Origin of the sequence: Flavobacterium defluvii (assembly GCF_900129555.1) — a bacterium.
Lineage (GTDB): Bacteria > Bacteroidota > Bacteroidia > Flavobacteriales > Flavobacteriaceae > Flavobacterium > Flavobacterium defluvii.
In genome coordinates, this window is record NZ_FQWC01000004.1 from 278,366 (window position 1) to 294,208 (window position 15,843).

At 34.2% G+C, this 15,843-nt stretch carries 17 protein-coding genes and 1 tRNA gene; 8 read left to right on the forward strand and 10 right to left on the reverse strand.

Going from position 1 to position 15,843, the window contains the following annotated elements:
- Window positions 1-19: 19 nt before the first annotated feature.
- From BUC29_RS11650 to idi, 6 genes are all read right to left on the reverse strand, one after another.
- Window positions 20-93: transfer RNA gene (locus BUC29_RS11650), tRNA-Thr, on the reverse strand.
- A gap of 76 nt (window positions 94-169) precedes the next feature.
- On the reverse strand, window positions 170-436 hold the full coding sequence (locus BUC29_RS11655; protein WP_012022371.1) for a hypothetical protein: 267 nt from the start codon (window positions 434-436) through the stop codon (window positions 170-172).
- Window positions 437-493: 57 nt separating this feature from the next.
- Window positions 494-1,465, reverse strand: coding sequence for a type I phosphomannose isomerase catalytic subunit (locus tag BUC29_RS11660; protein ID WP_073416345.1), 972 nt, complete (start codon window positions 1,463-1,465; stop codon window positions 494-496).
- Window positions 1,466-1,528: 63 nt separating this feature from the next.
- A complete protein-coding gene (locus BUC29_RS11665) occupies window positions 1,529-1,987 on the reverse strand; it encodes a peroxiredoxin (RefSeq protein WP_073416346.1) in 459 nt (152 codons plus the stop codon).
- Between the two features lie 3 nt (window positions 1,988-1,990).
- Window positions 1,991-2,401: a 6-carboxytetrahydropterin synthase gene (locus BUC29_RS11670; protein WP_012022374.1), complete on the reverse strand. Its 411-nt coding sequence runs from the start codon at window positions 2,399-2,401 to the stop codon at window positions 1,991-1,993.
- A 21-nt stretch (window positions 2,402-2,422) separates the two neighbouring features.
- Window positions 2,423-2,950, reverse strand: coding sequence for an isopentenyl-diphosphate Delta-isomerase (idi, locus tag BUC29_RS11675; protein WP_073416347.1), 528 nt, complete (start codon window positions 2,948-2,950; stop codon window positions 2,423-2,425).
- Window positions 2,951-3,242: 292 nt separating this feature from the next.
- Here idi and msrB point away from each other — a divergent pair, with 292 nt between their 5' ends.
- Window positions 3,243-3,797 carry a peptide-methionine (R)-S-oxide reductase MsrB gene (msrB, locus tag BUC29_RS11680; protein WP_073416348.1) on the forward strand — a complete coding sequence of 185 codons (555 nt, stop codon included), beginning with the start codon at window positions 3,243-3,245 and terminating at the stop codon, window positions 3,795-3,797.
- A gap of 7 nt (window positions 3,798-3,804) precedes the next feature.
- Entirely contained in the window at window positions 3,805-4,410 is a 606-nt protein-coding gene (msrA, locus tag BUC29_RS11685; RefSeq protein WP_073416349.1) for a peptide-methionine (S)-S-oxide reductase MsrA, read from the forward strand.
- 60 nt (window positions 4,411-4,470) lie between these two features.
- Here the strand turns inward: msrA and BUC29_RS11690 are convergent, their stop codons facing one another.
- Window positions 4,471-4,908 carry an META domain-containing protein gene (locus BUC29_RS11690; protein WP_073416350.1) on the reverse strand — a complete coding sequence of 146 codons (438 nt, stop codon included), beginning with the start codon at window positions 4,906-4,908 and terminating at the stop codon, window positions 4,471-4,473.
- A gap of 272 nt (window positions 4,909-5,180) precedes the next feature.
- Here BUC29_RS11690 and BUC29_RS11695 point away from each other — a divergent pair, with 272 nt between their 5' ends.
- Window positions 5,181-6,584 carry an aminopeptidase P N-terminal domain-containing protein gene (locus BUC29_RS11695; protein WP_073416351.1) on the forward strand — a complete coding sequence of 468 codons (1,404 nt, stop codon included), beginning with the start codon at window positions 5,181-5,183 and terminating at the stop codon, window positions 6,582-6,584.
- A gap of 188 nt (window positions 6,585-6,772) precedes the next feature.
- Window positions 6,773-7,732: a quinone oxidoreductase family protein gene (locus BUC29_RS11700; protein ID WP_073416352.1), complete on the forward strand. Its 960-nt coding sequence runs from the start codon at window positions 6,773-6,775 to the stop codon at window positions 7,730-7,732.
- Window positions 7,733-8,097: 365 nt separating this feature from the next.
- On the opposite strand, the gene BUC29_RS11705 is transcribed toward BUC29_RS11700, so the two are convergent.
- Both BUC29_RS11705 and BUC29_RS11710 read right to left on the reverse strand, forming a co-directional pair.
- Complete coding sequence (locus tag BUC29_RS11705; protein WP_073416353.1) at window positions 8,098-9,189, reverse strand: DUF6630 family protein; 1,092 nt, start codon at window positions 9,187-9,189, stop codon at window positions 8,098-8,100.
- A gap of 66 nt (window positions 9,190-9,255) precedes the next feature.
- Entirely contained in the window at window positions 9,256-10,815 is a 1,560-nt protein-coding gene (locus BUC29_RS11710; RefSeq protein ID WP_073416354.1) for an NAD(P)/FAD-dependent oxidoreductase, read from the reverse strand.
- A gap of 305 nt (window positions 10,816-11,120) precedes the next feature.
- Here BUC29_RS11710 and BUC29_RS11715 point away from each other — a divergent pair, with 305 nt between their 5' ends.
- Entirely contained in the window at window positions 11,121-11,363 is a 243-nt protein-coding gene (locus BUC29_RS11715; RefSeq protein ID WP_073416355.1) for a hypothetical protein, read from the forward strand.
- A 63-nt stretch (window positions 11,364-11,426) separates the two neighbouring features.
- Here the strand turns inward: BUC29_RS11715 and recQ are convergent, their stop codons facing one another.
- Window positions 11,427-13,622, reverse strand: a complete 2,196-nt coding sequence (recQ, locus tag BUC29_RS11720; protein WP_073416356.1) for a DNA helicase RecQ — start codon at window positions 13,620-13,622, stop codon at window positions 11,427-11,429.
- A gap of 88 nt (window positions 13,623-13,710) precedes the next feature.
- On the opposite strand from recQ, the gene BUC29_RS11725 reads away from it, so the two are divergent.
- The 3 genes from BUC29_RS11725 to BUC29_RS11735 are packed head-to-tail and all read left to right on the forward strand — an operon-like array spanning window position 13,711 to window position 15,837.
- Complete coding sequence (locus BUC29_RS11725) at window positions 13,711-14,676, forward strand: KpsF/GutQ family sugar-phosphate isomerase (RefSeq protein ID WP_073416439.1); 966 nt, start codon at window positions 13,711-13,713, stop codon at window positions 14,674-14,676.
- Window positions 14,676-15,491 (forward strand): twin-arginine translocase subunit TatC, encoded by an 816-nt coding sequence (tatC, locus tag BUC29_RS11730; RefSeq protein ID WP_073416357.1) that lies wholly within the window; start codon window positions 14,676-14,678, stop codon window positions 15,489-15,491. Before BUC29_RS11725 ends, tatC begins: the two co-directional genes overlap by 1 nt.
- Window positions 15,484-15,837, forward strand: coding sequence for a carboxymuconolactone decarboxylase family protein (locus BUC29_RS11735; RefSeq protein WP_073416358.1), 354 nt, complete (start codon window positions 15,484-15,486; stop codon window positions 15,835-15,837). Before tatC ends, BUC29_RS11735 begins: the two co-directional genes overlap by 8 nt.
- Window positions 15,838-15,843 lie beyond the last annotated feature (6 nt).

The following is a 15,843-nucleotide window of genomic DNA, read 5'->3' on the forward strand; positions in this document are numbered from 1 at the left end:
TCTGTGATGGTTTCCGTTGAGCCGATAGAGGGACTCGAACCCACGACCTGCTGATTACAAATCAGCTGCTCTAGCCAGCTGAGCTACATCGGCGTCATTACGGGTGCAAATATAAAGCGGTTTTTCAATTTCCCAAAATAAATTTGCACTTTTTTACACTTTTTTTTGCTTAAAGCGCGTTGATTTTTTCAATCAATTGATTAGCAGTTTGTTCTAATTCAACATTGATTTGTTTGAAATGTGCTTTTTTATTTTCAACGTTTTTTGCGTTCACTTTTGTAATCAAAGTATCAAATGCAGCGATAGCTTCATCGATTAAAGCATTCGTTTCCGGAGTAGGATTTCCTGTTGTAGACATCTCAAACAAGTAAACTGCCTCAATAATATCTCCTAATACAAAATTGATGTCTTTCTTTAAATTCTTAACGTTTGCCATTTTTATTATAATTTTAATTTGCGTTTGCAAAAGTACACATAATCTTTAGATTAAGTGCTATGAAATGTAAATTTCTAAAATTGAAGCTTTTCCAGTTAAATTAAATGCATTTATCGCAGCAGGAACTAAAACTGTATCACCTTTAATGTAAGTGTGTTTGAATCCGTCATATTCGATTTCGAAGCTTCCTTCGATACACATATAAACCGTAAATGTTTCACCATTTTTCGAAACCTCAACCTTATCTTCTAACGGAATAAAATTTGTCGTAAAATAAGGACAATCTACAACTACATTTGAAGTATTGGCTTTTGAATCGTATTTTTTCTGAGTATCAACTTTATTGTAGTTTATCGCATCAAGTGCTAAATCTACATGTAATTCTCTTTTGTTTCCCTGCGCATCTACGCGATCAAAATCGTAAAGACGGTATGTAATATCAGATGTCTGCTGAATTTCGGCAACAACAAGTCCTGCTCCAATTGCATGAACGGTTCCTGTTTCTAAAAAGAAAACGTCTCCTGCTTTTGCTTTTACATCATCAAGAATAGAAACTAAAGTATTGTCATGCAAATGTTTCAAATATTCTTCTTTACTTGAATTTTCTTTAAAACCAACAATAATTCTGGAATCTGTATCGGCCTGCATTACGTACCACATTTCGGTTTTTCCGAATGAGTTATGGCGTTCTTTTGCTAATTTATCGTTTGGATGAACCTGAATCGAAAGGTCTTCTCTTGCATCAAGATATTTAAAAAGCAACGGAAATTGTTTACCGAAACGCTCGTAAACCCTTGTTCCAAGAATTTCATTTGGTGTTTCATTAATAAGATCCATTAATGATTTTCCCTTTAGTTCTCCGTTGGCAACAGTACTTACATCACCTTCTACGGTAGACAATTCCCAGCTTTCGCCGGTAATTTTAGAAGTAATTGGTTTATTTAATAATGTTTTTAGTTTTTCTCCACCCCAAATTCTTTCTTTCAGGATTGGCTCAAATTGAAGCGGATATAATTTTTCTGGTTTCATAATTTCTAAATTTCGGCTAATATCTATATTAATTAAACAATGATGTAATACTATTTTCTAAATCTACAATACTAATTCTTTTATTATTTCCAGTGCTTTCGGAATATGTTTTGCGGCATTCATACTATCAAATATATAAATAACAACTCCGTTTCTGTCAATAATATAAGTTACTCTTCCCGGTAAAAGCCCGAAAAGGTTATTTTTTACACCAAAAAGATGTCTCAATTTTTTATCCTGATCCGAAAGTAAAATGAATGGCAGTTTGTGTTTATTGGCAAATTTATGATGCGATTTTACACTATCAGCACTTACACCAATTACTTCTGCGCCTAAATCTTTAAAATCTTCATACTGATCTCTAAAACTACAGGCTTCTGTTGTGCAGCCTGGTGTATTATCTTTTGGGTAAAAATAAATCACCAGAGGTTTCCGTCCCAAAAAATTTTGGCTTTCAAAAACTTCTCCGTGATTATCTTTTGCAGTAAAATTCGGAACTATATCTCCTATTTTTAATGACATTTATTATTCTCCTTTATAAGTTACAAAATTGCGGTCTGTTTCATAAAGCACGACTTCTAAATCAAAATCGGGCTGAATTCTTTTTCTAATTTTATTCCATATCACAACAGCAATATTTTCTGCAGTTGGATTCAAATCCTGAAATTCCGGAACATCCAGATTCAGGTTTTTGTGATCAAACGGAATTTCTACTTCTTCAAGTATAATATCCGCTAATACTTTCACATCTAAAACAAAACCAGTTTCCGGGTCAATTTTTCCTGTAACACTTACTGTTAAACCATAATTATGACCATGAAAATTAGGATTGTTGCATTTTCCAAAAACGGCATTGTTTTTTTCTAATGACCAGTCCTTCCTATGCAGTCGATGTGCAGCATTAAAATGTGCTTTTCTTGATATGGTTACTCTCATCTAGGTCTTTGGTTAGTTTGGTTATAATTTATGGTCTTCGAGATAATGATCAAATTCATCAAAAATTATCTTAAACCATACGGTATAAATTTCGGGCTGTTTTTCAATATCTGCTTTAACATCTTCAATACTCATCCATTTCCAGTCTTCAACTTCGTCTGGGTTTATATTTGGTTCGCCATTATAGTAACCAATCATAACATGGTCAAGTTCATGTTCTGTTAAACCATTATCAAAAGGTGCTTTATATATAAAATGAAACAACTCTTTCAATTCAGCTTTAAATCCCATTTCCTCAAACAATCTTCGGCTTCCTGCATCGATATTAGATTCGCCTTCACGCTGATGACTGCAGCAGGTGTTTGTCCAAAGCAAAGGAGAATGGTATTTATGATGAGCACGCTGCTGCAGCATAATTTCGTTTTTATTATTTAAAATAAAAACCGAAAATGCACGATGCAAAAGTGCTTTTTCATGTGCTTCTAATTTTGGCATTAAGCCAATTTGTTCATCTTTCTGGTTGACTAATATTACGTTTTCTTCTGTCATAAGGCTTCTTAAGCAAACAAAAATACGAAAAAAGAAATGGCTTAAAAACGATGCTCAAAGATTGATAAAAGCTTAAGCAAATTGTAATTTCTATTTTTCTGATTTACAACACAATAATTTACACTAAAAATTAAAAGCTGTTAAAATTAAGACATAAAAACTAGATTGCCTTGTTTTACGTAACTAATAAAAAGTTAAAACATACTTAAATAAATCTCAATTGTAATATAGCCGACATTTTGAATATAAAACTCAACGTATCTTTGAAATACATTTAAGAATCCAAAAATTTATGAAATCTAAAAACCTCATTTTCAGTCTTTGCTTTCTGGTTCCTCTTTTTATTTTACAAGCCTGCGGGCAAAACACAAAAAAACAACCTGCAAAAATGGTTACTATGGAAAATAAAATAAGTAAACCCGGAAATCCTTATTACTCGAATACCGACACAACAAAACTTCACGTAAGCAACGCAGAATGGAAAAAAGTTCTCCCGGAAGATGTTTATGCCGTAATGCGTGAGGCAGATACCGAAAGACCTTTTACCGGAAAATATTGGAACTCTAACGAAAAAGGAACCTATTACTGCGCTTCTTGTGGTAACCTTCTTTTTAGATCGACCGCTAAATTTTCGAGCAGCTGCGGCTGGCCAAGTTTTTTTGAACAGGAAAACAAAAAAAGCATTGTTTTTAAAGAAGATAATTCACTTGGAATGGAAAGAATCGAAACACTTTGCGGACGATGCGGCGGGCATCTAGGACACATTTTTGACGACGGTCCTGAACCAACCGGAAAACGCTACTGCATGAATTCGATTGCTCTTGATTTTATTCCTGATAACAAATAATATACAAATGAAAAATATACTTTTAATCTGCGTTCTTGCTTTATCAATGAGCGGATTTTCTCAAAATAAAAAACCAGATCTTGAAACTATTACACTTGGCGGCGGCTGCTATTGGTGTGTTGAAGCTGTTTACGAAAATCTTGACGGGGTAAAATCTGTAGTCTCGGGATTTTCAGGAGGAAAAACCGTTGACCCAACTTATGAAGAAGTATGTACAGGAACAACCGGTCACGCCGAAGTAGTACAGATTACATATGATAAAAATGTAACCGACATTAATGAAATTTTTAAAGTCTTTTTTACGGTTCACGATCCAACGACTTTAAACCGTCAGGGTGCTGATGTTGGAACACAGTATCGTTCTGTAATTTTCTACAAAAATGCCGAACAGAAAAAAGCTGCAGAAAGCATTATTGCAGAATTAAATAAAGCTAAAGTTTACAACAATCCGATTGTTACAAAAGTTGAACCTTTTAGAGTTTTTTACAAAGCCGAAGATTATCATCAAAACTATTATGCAAACAACAAAAACCAGCCGTATTGCAAAATGGTAATTCAGCCGAAATTAGAAAAATTCGAAAAAGTTTTTAAAGACAAATTGAAAAAGAAATAACAAACACAAAAAAGGGAAATGAATTAACTCATTTCCCTTTTTTTATATTGGTTTGTAAAACTATTGTTTTGCAACTTTTTTAAATCTCATCATTGGCACATCGCCCTGAATTAAATTTAGTTTTCCGTCTTTATCAATAGAATAACTTGTAATTAGTTTCATTTGTTTTAAAAATTGCTGCTCTCCGCCGCCCTCGCAAAACATCATTGTTGTTGGTCCCGGTTCTCCAAAAGTCAGCGATTTTCCATTTAAAGTATAAGGCGCACTGTAACCATTGCAACCGTTATTTCCATAAACTTTTGCTTCTTTTTGGTCAAAAGTAATCTGCGGTTTTTTATTCGGATACAATCCTTCAAAAGCAATTCTTGGTCCCGAAATATATTCCAGTTCCCAAGTTGTATCATAAATATCGGCCGTGTTTTTAGTATCTTTTGATGCCATACATGACGTTATTAATAAAGTTAAAAATGAAACGACTGTAATTGTATATTTTTTCATAAAATGTACTTTTAAAATTAATATTTGTTTTTTGAAATTGTTTTACAAAACATTCTTCTCAATATTCGTGCCTGATGGCAGGTCTTTTCAAAATTTAAATTTTACAAAGAACCCGCATATTTGATTATTAATTTAAAAATTCGTGATCTCTAAGTTACATCATTTTTATTAAAAAATTAAAAACCAACCACTTAAATTAAAATACTCGATTGCATTTTTTTCGTAATTTGCAATGATCAAAAAACTAAAAATCATCAATAAAAAACCAAAAAATGAAACAGTTTCTTTTATTGTTTACTTTCTTAATTAGTACGTTCCAAATTCAGGCGCAGGAAAACCTTCCAACAGATTATCTTTCTAAAGAATTTCATCAGGGGCGTCGAGACGCTTTTAGAAATTTAATGCCGGCCAATTCGGTAGCTGTAATTTTTTCTTATCCCGAAAGAGTATTTTCAAAAGACATCAATTATAATTACCACGCAAATCCTGATATGTATTATCTGGCTGGTTACAAAGAACCAGATGCTGTTTTATTAATTTTTAAGGAACCGCAGGGAACTGAAAAATACAATGAAGTTCTTTTTGTGAGAGAACGAAATGCCACCAGAGAAATGTGGACCGGAAGACGTTTAGGGATTGAAGGCGCAAAATCGAAATTAGGATTTACAACGGCTTTCAACGGAAAAGATTTCAGCAGCTTTGCAATTGATTTTAAAAAATTCGACAAAGTTATTTACGATAAAATCCCAACAGATGTTGAAATAAATAATAATCCTGATAATCTGTATTCATTATTACAATCTTTTAAAACCAAAGCAGAAATAACAAAAGATGATGAAGGCTCAATAAATTTGTATACAAACATCACAAACTCACTTCGCGAAATAAAAACTCCGGAAGAATTAGTTTTAATGCGTAAAACCGTAAAACTTTCCTGTGTAGCACACAATGAAGTTATGAAAGCTGTTGGTCCTGAGATGAGCGAAAATGAAGCTGACGGAATTCATGCTTATATTCATAGAAAATATGGTGCAGAAGATGAAGGTTATCCGCCAATTGTGGGTGCCGGAGCAAACGGATGTATTTTGCATTACGGAGAAAACAATGCCACAAAAATCGACAATCAATTATTGCTAATGGATGTAGGTTCAGAATATCACGGTTATTCTGCAGATGTTACCAGAACAATTCCGGCAAACGGAAAATTTACAGAAGAACAAAAAGCAATTTATCAAATCGTTTACGATGCTCAGGAAGAAGTTTTTAAACTTTGTAAAGAAGGAACTCCAATTCAGGATTTAACCAAAAGATCCAGAGAAGTTGTAGCGGCAGGATTAATTAAATTAGGAATCATTACAGATCCTAAAGATGCCCGAATTTATTATCCGCACGGGTGTTCTCACTTTCTTGGTCTTGACGTTCACGACAAAGGAAATTACAGCGGAACGTTAAAAGAAAACATGATTTTGACTGTTGAACCAGGAATTTATATTCCGGCAAACAGCAAATGCGATAAAAAATGGTGGAATATAGGTGTTCGCATCGAAGACGATATTTTAATCAAAAAAGATTCCTACGAAAATCTTTCGGCAGAATCTCCAAGAAAATGGCAGGACATCGAAGCTTTAGCAAAACAAAAAAGCACATTTAACGAAATGAAATTTCCGAAAATATAGTTTATTTTTTAGCTGCAGATTAAAAGGATTTCCACAGATTAGATTTTTAGTTTTCAGCTCTTAAAAAATCTTTTTAATCCTTTTACTCTCTGGATAACAAAAAAACAATTAAAAGCCTCATTTAACTTTTTAAGTGAGGCTTATTTTTTGATTTTTCACGTACTTTGTATTCTTAAATTAATTAAAAAATGAAAGCACTTACCTTCTCTACTTTTGGAGATTCAAATGTTTTAGAATATATCGAAATCCCTAATCCACAATTAAAAAACGATGAAATTTTAGTCGAGATGAAAGCCATTGGACTAAATTTTGCAGACGTTTACCGCCGAAAAGGAAATTACCATTTAAAAGGAAATCCGCCTTTTATTGCCGGTTACGAAGGCGCCGGAATTGTTGTTGATGCTAACAATCATCCTGAATATAAAGTTGGCGACCGTGTAGCTTTTGCCGATGCCCCATTTGCCAATGCCGAATTGGTTGCCGTAAATATAAATCATGTCCTTCCTTTGCCTGAAAATATTTCGTTTGAAACTGCAGCATCCGTTTTACTACAAGGATTAACAGCACATTATCTTGCAACTGACAGTCATAAAACGCAAAAAGGCGAAACAGTTTTAATTCATGCCGTTGCTGGCGGAGTTGGGCAGATTCTAACGCAAATCAGTAAACTTTTAGGCGCAAATGTCATTGGTTTAACCTCATCTGCCGAAAAAGCAAAAGTTGGTTTTGACCAAGGCGCAGATTATGTTTTTCTGTACAATGAAGATTGGAAATCGCAGGTTTTTGAAGTTGTTTCAAAAGGAGTTGATACTGTTTATGACAGTATTGGAAGCACTTTAAAAGATAGTTTCGAAGTCACAAAAGAATGCGGACAAGTTGTTTTCTTCGGAATGGCGGGCGGCGATCCGGAACCTGTAGATCCAAGAATGTTAATGGATAGCTCTAAAACGCTAACCGGAGGCGATTTATGGAGTTACCTAAATTCTAAAGAAGAAAGAATTAAACGCGCAACGCAATTATTCAATTGGATTATCGAAGGAAGAATCAAACTTTCTGAACCAACTTCTTTTAAATTATCCGAAGGAAAACTGGCGCACGATTATTTGGAAAGCCGTAAAAGTACTGGAAAAATAATTTTGATTCCGTAATAATCTGGACGTGCCACCAATAAAAAAAGGGGCTGACTATGCAAACCGCTTAGTCGCCCCTTTTTTTATTGCTGTCGGGCTATCCGCGCTACTTCGGTAGCCTGCTTCTATCCCTCACGCAAAAATATATTGCGTACAAGTGTAGTCCCTACGGGACATTTTTCCATTTCTGATTATATAAGTTCTACCGATATTTAACTCCTAACGGAGTTATTTGAGAACAAAAATTATTTAAGAATATCTAGTAGAGATTTCATATTGATCTACTCTTCACTCAAAATATCTCGTAGAGATTTCATATCGGTAGCTCAAAAGAGAAACATAACACCAATTTGTCCCGTAGGGACTATACAGATCACAAAATTCTACAATTTATCAATTTCAATATTAGTCAATTCAGATAATTCTAAAATCCTGTCAACGTCATTTTTATTGGCCACAAAAAACAAATAATTATCTCCTTTTGTATCATAGCTCATCAACTCAAAACCTCGTTTTTCTAATGCCGATTGAATGTACGGAAACAAATCATGACTATAAGTTTCTTCTGGATATTCGAAATTAAAATCCTCACCAATCATTTCCGAAATAAAACACTCAGCATCTTCGGGATTAAATTTCCAGTCGCTGTTCCATGTATTTACACTTTCGAAGAGATCAAAATGTCCTTCAATAATTTCGTGATATTCTTTTGTTTCCTTTTGATAATTTTTTAAAAGCTTTTTTGACTGCGTCTTCAATTCCTTTTCTTCGGCATTTCCTCTGGAAACTAAATTTATAAACTCTTCAAAAGTTTTTGCAGTAACCTCTTCAGTTTCTATTAAATTTTCTAACGAAGGAAGTTCTATAGTTTCAGGAATTTCTATATTTAAATATTGACAGATACCTTGCAAAACCAATTTAAAATCTCTAATTCCGATTTCCTGACTTTCATTTTTTGGATTAGTTATATCTAAAAGTTCGCTTTCCAGAAGTCCTTTTGTGTAATCAAAAAAATATGTTCCTGAGTATAGAATTCTAAAATCATTTATTTCTAAACTATTATCCGTACAGCAAAAAAAGATAATGAAGTTTTTTATTGCGCGTTTAAAAACCTTTTTTTCGTCAGTCGTTGGCTCTGAATAAAACTGAATATGTATAAAATCATATTCTAAACCTTCCTGAATCATTTCATCAGAAAGAATACCAATATTCATTTTTTTATAAAGCTCATTTAAAACTTCGTAAGAAGTATTGAAGCCCGCTTTTTTAATTTCCGCCTGAGCTTGTTCATGATCTAAAGATCCTGGAAAATAAAATAAATTAACGAAAACATTGTCCTGAATTCCTTTTACTTTAAATTCAAGATTGGATTTCTCATTATATAAATACGAATATATGGGATCAATAATATCAAAAGATATTATTGATTTTGGATCGTTATTTTTATTAAATAAATTGGAGAAAAAGTTTTTCATTGGGCCTGTAATTATTAAAACTAAATATATTACAAATTTTAATAATCAGAAAACCAAATCAACAAATCACTTCAAAGATTCTGCAATCATTAAGGCACATTTTTCACCATCAATCGCTGCAGAAATAATTCCGCCGGCATACCCTGCGCCTTCTCCGCATGGATACAATCCTTTTATTTGCAAGTGCTCTAATGTAATTGAATCCCTCGGAATTCTAACTGGTGATGAAGTTCTGCTTTCCGGTGCGTGCAAAATAGCTTCATTGGTTAAATATCCGCGCATTGATTTTCCAAACTCCTGAAATCCCTGACGCATAATCTGCGTTAAAAAACCTGGAAAAACCTGTCCCAATTCAACCGAAGTTGTTCCCGGAACATAAGATGTTTTTGGAATATCTGCTGAAACTTTACTTTGCGTAAAATCGATCATTCTTTGTGCCGGAACTTTTTGAGTTTGTCCCGCCAAATACCACGCTTTTTGCTCGATACTTTTTTGAAATTCCATTCCGGCCAAAGCTCCGAATTTTACAAAAGGTTTGAAATCTTCTAATTTTAATTCGACAACAATTCCAGAATTTGCCGTTGCCTGATCACGTTTCGATGGTGACCAGCCGTTTGTAACCACTTCTCCCGGACTTGTCGCGCATGGTGCAATTACACCTCCCGGACACATACAGAACGAGTACATTCCGCGGCCGTTAACTTGTTTTACGATAGAATATGGCGCTGGAGGCAAATGCTCTCCACGGAAATCACAGCTGTATTGAATACTGTCAATTAATTCCTGTGAATGTTCTGCACGAACTCCCAAAGCAAAAGGTTTTGCCTCAATTAAAATTTTCTTTTTATCTAATAATTCAAAAATATCTCGAGCCGAATGTCCTGTAGCTAAGATTAATTTATTAGCATGAATTTTATCTCCATTTTGAGTTACAATTCCTTCAACTTCATTATTTTTTACTAAAATATCATCAACACGGGTTTCAAACAAAACTTGTCCGCCGAATTCTCGGATTTTATTTCTGATATCTTCAATAATTTTAGGAAGTTTATTGGTTCCGATATGCGGATGCGCTTCTACCAAAATATCTTCAGAAGCCCCAAAAGCTACTAAAAGTTCTAGAATTCGGGTTACATCTCCACGCTTTTTAGATCGGGTATATAATTTTCCGTCAGAATAGGTTCCGGCTCCGCCTTCTCCAAAACAGTAATTGGAGTCTTCGTTAACGATATGCTCTCGGTTTATCGCTTTTAAATCGCGTCGGCGCCCGCGAACATCTTTTCCGCGTTCGATTACTATTGGCTTTAAGCCTAATTCAATTAACTGCAAAGCTGCAAAAAGTCCGGCTGGACCGGCACCCACAACAATAACTTCCTGAGCAGAAGAAACGTCTTTATATAACGGAAGTTCAATTTTGGTTTGCTGAAAAGGTTCGCCTTTTAAATAAATAATAACTTTCAAATTGATTTTAATCGCTTTTTGGCGTGCATCAATCGAACGTTTTAAAATTGAAATATGCTGAATTTCCTGCGGAGAAACTTTTATTTGTTTAGACAAATGGTTTTTAAGCAGCGATTCATTTGCTGCAATTTCCGGCGTTACCTGAAGTAAAAGTTCTCTTGGCATTTTTTATTATTTATCTATTAGCTTTTCTTTCTATGAAAAGAAGTTGCAAAAGTACTATTTTGAAATGAGATTTTATCTTTGCTCTAAATTTTCACGCAAATTCACACAGATTTAAGCAGATTTATATTTTTTTTTAGCCACAGATTGTGTATTAAAAAGATTTCTTTTAAGAACTGTTGGAGTTAGACGCACTGCAGTGTGACTCTAAAGAAAAAAAACTTAGAGCCTTAGCTTCTCAGAATCTTAGAACCTTAAAAAAGACTTTGTACCTTTGTCACTTTGAACCTTTGCACCTTTTAAAAAAAATGTCTAGAAAAATAAAACTGATTTGGGATTTTCGAGGTCCTGCTTCTGCAAAAACTGCAGAGCATCACGAAATTCATCTTAAAGAATATATTGCAATTGAAAAATTGCCTTTAAATATTACAGGATTTAAAATCATAAACGAAATGCACGCCATTGCTTTTATGGTCGTTACTGACGAAAATATGATTCCGGTAAGAGATGCTTTGAAACCGCATCGAGGGGAAGTATTTGTCGAAAGTTAAAAGTCTTAAAGTCGAAAGTGCAAACACAGGACTTTAAGACTTTCGACTTTATAAACTTTAAGACTAATTAGCTACTTCACTAATAAATTTAATACGCATTAAACGCAATTCATCAATATCGTAATCGCCATCAAATTCTTTAAGTGCGTCTTCGATTTTATCAGATTCTGATTCCATGAAGTAATCGTGAATTTCTTCCTGCTGGTCGTCGTCTAAAATATCATCCAGCCAGTATTTGATATTCAGTTTTGTTCCAGAATAAACAATCTGTTCCATTTCTTTAATTAAAGCATCCATCGTTAATCCTTTTGCAGAAGCGATGTCACTTAATGGAAGTTTTCTATCAATATTCTGAATGATGTATAATTTGTTGGCAGAGTTTACTCCTGTAGATTTTACGACTAAATCATCTGGACGAATAATATCATTATCTTCAACATATCGGCTGATAAGTGCGACAAATTCGCTGCCGTACTTTTTAGCTTTTCCTTCACCAACTCCATGAATATTGTACAATTCCTGTAAAGTTATCGGATATTTAAGGGCCATATCTTCCAGAGAAGGATCCTGAAAAACAACAAACGGAGGAACTCCTAATTTTTTAGCTACTTTTTTACGAAGTTCACGCAGCATTCCTGTTAAAACTTCATCTGAAGTTCCTGAAGCTTTAGAACCCGTTACGACAGTTTCGTCATCAGCCTCCGTGTATTCATGATCTTCAGACATCATAAATGAAACCGGGTTTTTGATAAAATCTAAACCTTCCTGCGTAATTTTTATTACTCCATATGTTTCAATATCTTTAGACAATAATCCTGTTACCAAAACCTGCCTTAATAATGCCATCCAGTATTTTTCGTCATGATCCGATCCGGTACCAAAATAAGGCTGCGTATCTGTTTTGTGTGCTTTAATAACTGCATTGATACGACCTATTAAAGTAAACACAATTTCTTTTGATTTATAAATATGTTTGGTATCGCGAACAATTTCGAGAAGTTTAACGACCTGCTCTTTTGCTTCGACTTTATGTTTAGGGTTACGAACGTTGTCATCCATGTCTGCTCCTTCTCCAGTTTCGCTGTCAAATTCTTCTCCAAAATAATGAAGAAGGAATTTTCTACGTGACATTGAAGTTTCGGCGTAAGCTACAACTTCCTGTAAAAGTGCAAATCCAATTTCCTGCTCGGCAACTGGTTTTCCAGACATAAATTTCTCCAGCTTTTCTACATCTTTATAAGAATAATATGCTAAGCAATGTCCTTCTCCACCGTCACGTCCGGCACGACCTGTTTCCTGATAGTAACTTTCTAAAGATTTTGGAATATCATGGTGAATTACAAAACGAACGTCTGGTTTGTCGATTCCCATTCCAAATGCAATTGTTGCTACTACAACATCAACATCTTCCATCAAAAACATGTCCTGATGTTTGGCACGGGTTTTAGCATCCAAACCTGCGTGATAAGGAACCGCACTGATTCCGTTTACTTGCAAAACCTCAGCAATTGATTCTACTTTTTTACGGCTTAAACAGTAAATAATTCCTGATTTGCCTTTATGCTGTTTTATAAATCGAATAATATCCGATTCTATACTTTTTGTTTTTGTACGTACTTCGTAGTATAAATTTGGCCTGTTAAATGATGCTTTAAAAGTGCTGGCATCGGCCATATCCAGATTTTTAAGAATATCTTCCTGAACTTTTGGAGTTGCAGTTGCGGTAAGGCCAATAATTGGCACTTTTCCTAATTGCTTAATAATATTTCTTAGATTTCTGTATTCCGGTCTAAAATCATGTCCCCATTCAGAAATACAGTGCGCTTCGTCGATTGCTACAAAAGAAATGGGCACGCTTTGCAAAAAAGCAACATATTCTTCTTTTGTTAACGATTCTGGTGCCACGTATAAAAGTTTTGTTACACCAGATGTAATATCTTTTTTAACCTGAGCAATTTCTGTTTTGGTAAGAGAGGAATTCAACACATGTGCAATTCCGTTTTCTGATGAAAGGCTTCGAATCGCATCTACCTGGTTTTTCATCAAAGCAATTAAAGGAGAAACAACAATGGCTGTTCCGTCCTGAATTAAAGCGGGTAATTGATAACAAAGAGACTTACCGCCGCCCGTAGGCATAATTACGAAAGTATTCTTTTTATCTAAAATACTCGTAATGACTTGCTCCTGCAAGCCTTTAAATTGGCTAAAGCCGAAATACTTCTTTAATTCCTTGTGTATTTCAATTTCGTTTGAATTCATTCTTTATTTAAATGGATATTTTTGTATAAATTTGCAACACATAAAGATACAACTTTCTTTTATACATACAAATTTTAAATATTCTGTTTTGATCTCAAAAGAAAATATACTGGCTATCGCCAAAAAAACAATTCTCTCTGAAAGTGAAGCAATTACAAAGTTAATTGATTTTCTGGACGAAAATTTCTTCGAAGCAGTCCAACGTATTTACGAAACTAAAGGCCGATTAATTGTTACCGGTATCGGAAAAAGTGCCATAATTGCTCAAAAAATGGTGGCCACTTTTAATTCTACCGGAACACCGTCGATGTTCCTGCACGCTGCAGAAGCAATTCATGGTGATTTGGGAATGATACAAAATGATGACATTATTATTTGTATTTCAAAAAGCGGAAACAGTCCTGAAATAAAGGTTTTGGTTCCGTTATTAAAACGTTTCGGAAATACTTTGATTGGAATAACCGGAAACATCACTTCGTTTCTGGCAAAAGGTTCTGATTATGTTTTAAATACAACAGTAGACACAGAAGCCTGCCCTATAAATTTAGCCCCAACAAACAGTACGACAGCGCAGCTTGTAATGGGCGATGCACTAGCGGTTTGTTTAATGGAAATGCGTGATTTTAAACCCGAAGATTTTGCAGTTTATCATCCGGGAGGTGCTTTAGGGAAAAAACTTTTGCTTCGCGTAAAAGATATGATAGAGCATTCGTTAAAACCAACTGTTACGCCTGATACTTCTATCAAAAAAGCAATTTTTGAAATTTCTGAAAAAAGACTAGGCGTTACGGCAGTGGTTGAAGACAATAAAATTGTTGGAATTATTACTGACGGAGATATCCGAAGAATGCTTAACGATCGTGATTCTATAGCAGATTTAACAGCAAAAGACATTATGAGCAAAAACCCAAAATTGGTTTCATCTGAAACTATGGCGGTCGATGCCTTAAATATTTTAGAAGATTTCTCTATCACGCAATTGATTGTTGCAGATAATGGAGAATACAAAGGCGTATTACATTTACATGACATTTTAAAAGAAGGAATCGTATAATGGCAAAGAAAAACCTTGGCGAGATGTCATTTTTAGATCATCTTGAAGAACTAAGATGGTTATTAGTTAGAAGTACAATTGCAATATGCATAATGGCATTTGTTACTTATTTTGTTAGTGATTATTTATTTGATCAAATTATTTTAGGACCAACAAGACCTAGTTTTTTTACTTACGTTTGGTTTTGTGATTTATCACATCAATTAGGTTTTGCGGATAGTATTTGTATTACTGAATTAAACTTTATCATTCAGAATACCGAAATGGAAGGTCAGGTAAATATATTCGTTTGGATGTGTCTTTTGGCTGGGTTTATATTAAGTTTCCCTTATATATTATGGGAGCTTTGGAAATTTATCAGTCCGGCTCTGTATGAAAAAGAAAGAAAAAATGCTAAGGTTTTCATTTTTACTTCCTCCCTGCTTTTCTTTTTAGGAGTTATATTTGGGTACTATGTAGTTATCCCTATGTCGGTAAACTTCGTGGCTACTTTCTCTATTAGCGAAATGGTGGTCAATCAATTTACTTTAGACTCTTACATGGGAATGGTAAAAACCAGTATTTTGGCGAGCGGATTGTTTTTTGAACTGCCTATTATCATTTATTTCTTAACCAAATTAGGATTGGTAACACCTGAATTTTTGAGAAAATATTGGAAATACGCTGTTGTAATTATATTAATTATTGCTGCGATTGTAACTCCGCCAGATGTGGTGAGCCAGACTATTGTAGCTATACCAATGTTAATTATCTACGAAGTAAGTATCTTTATTTCAAAGATTGTATATAAAAATAAATTAAAGGAAAATGTCTGATTTAATTCAAGAATTTAACGACTATCGTTCTAAAATGAACGAAAAATTATTAGCTGACAATAACAAAATTGTAAAGCGAATTTTTAATCTTGACACTAATGCTTACGCAGAAGGTGCTCTGGATGTAAAAACAAAAGAACTTTTAGGTTTAGTTGCTTCTACCGTTTTGCGTTGTGACGACTGTGTAAAATACCATTTAGAAACAAGTTATAAAGAAGGCGTTTCTAAAGAAGAAATGATGGAAGCCATGGGAATCGCAACTCTTGTTGGAGGAACAATCGTAATTCCGCATTTAAGACGAGCTTACGAATTCTGGGAAGCCCTTGAAGAAGCTGGAAATAAATAATTGTTA

What these genes read in the sequence shown, in the direction of transcription:
- BUC29_RS11655 (WP_012022371.1), bottom strand. Translation starts at nt 436, where the DNA reads ATGGCAAACGTTAAGAATTTAAAGAAAGACATCAATTTTGTATTAGGA.
- BUC29_RS11660 (WP_073416345.1), bottom strand. Translation starts at nt 1,465, where the DNA reads ATGAAACCAGAAAAATTATATCCGCTTCAATTTGAGCCAATCCTGAAA.
- BUC29_RS11665 (WP_073416346.1), bottom strand. Translation starts at nt 1,987, where the DNA reads ATGTCATTAAAAATAGGAGATATAGTTCCGAATTTTACTGCAAAAGAT.
- BUC29_RS11670 (WP_012022374.1), bottom strand. Translation starts at nt 2,401, where the DNA reads ATGAGAGTAACCATATCAAGAAAAGCACATTTTAATGCTGCACATCGA.
- idi (WP_073416347.1), bottom strand. Translation starts at nt 2,950, where the DNA reads ATGACAGAAGAAAACGTAATATTAGTCAACCAGAAAGATGAACAAATT.
- msrB (WP_073416348.1), top strand. Translation starts at nt 3,243, where the DNA reads ATGAAATCTAAAAACCTCATTTTCAGTCTTTGCTTTCTGGTTCCTCTT.
- msrA (WP_073416349.1), top strand. Translation starts at nt 3,805, where the DNA reads ATGAAAAATATACTTTTAATCTGCGTTCTTGCTTTATCAATGAGCGGA.
- BUC29_RS11690 (WP_073416350.1), bottom strand. Translation starts at nt 4,908, where the DNA reads ATGAAAAAATATACAATTACAGTCGTTTCATTTTTAACTTTATTAATA.
- BUC29_RS11695 (WP_073416351.1), top strand. Translation starts at nt 5,181, where the DNA reads ATGAAACAGTTTCTTTTATTGTTTACTTTCTTAATTAGTACGTTCCAA.
- BUC29_RS11700 (WP_073416352.1), top strand. Translation starts at nt 6,773, where the DNA reads ATGAAAGCACTTACCTTCTCTACTTTTGGAGATTCAAATGTTTTAGAA.
- BUC29_RS11705 (WP_073416353.1), bottom strand. Translation starts at nt 9,189, where the DNA reads ATGAAAAACTTTTTCTCCAATTTATTTAATAAAAATAACGATCCAAAA.
- BUC29_RS11710 (WP_073416354.1), bottom strand. Translation starts at nt 10,815, where the DNA reads ATGCCAAGAGAACTTTTACTTCAGGTAACGCCGGAAATTGCAGCAAAT.
- BUC29_RS11715 (WP_073416355.1), top strand. Translation starts at nt 11,121, where the DNA reads ATGTCTAGAAAAATAAAACTGATTTGGGATTTTCGAGGTCCTGCTTCT.
- recQ (WP_073416356.1), bottom strand. Translation starts at nt 13,622, where the DNA reads ATGAATTCAAACGAAATTGAAATACACAAGGAATTAAAGAAGTATTTC.
- tatC (WP_073416357.1), top strand. Translation starts at nt 14,676, where the DNA reads ATGGCAAAGAAAAACCTTGGCGAGATGTCATTTTTAGATCATCTTGAA.
- BUC29_RS11735 (WP_073416358.1), top strand. Translation starts at nt 15,484, where the DNA reads ATGTCTGATTTAATTCAAGAATTTAACGACTATCGTTCTAAAATGAAC.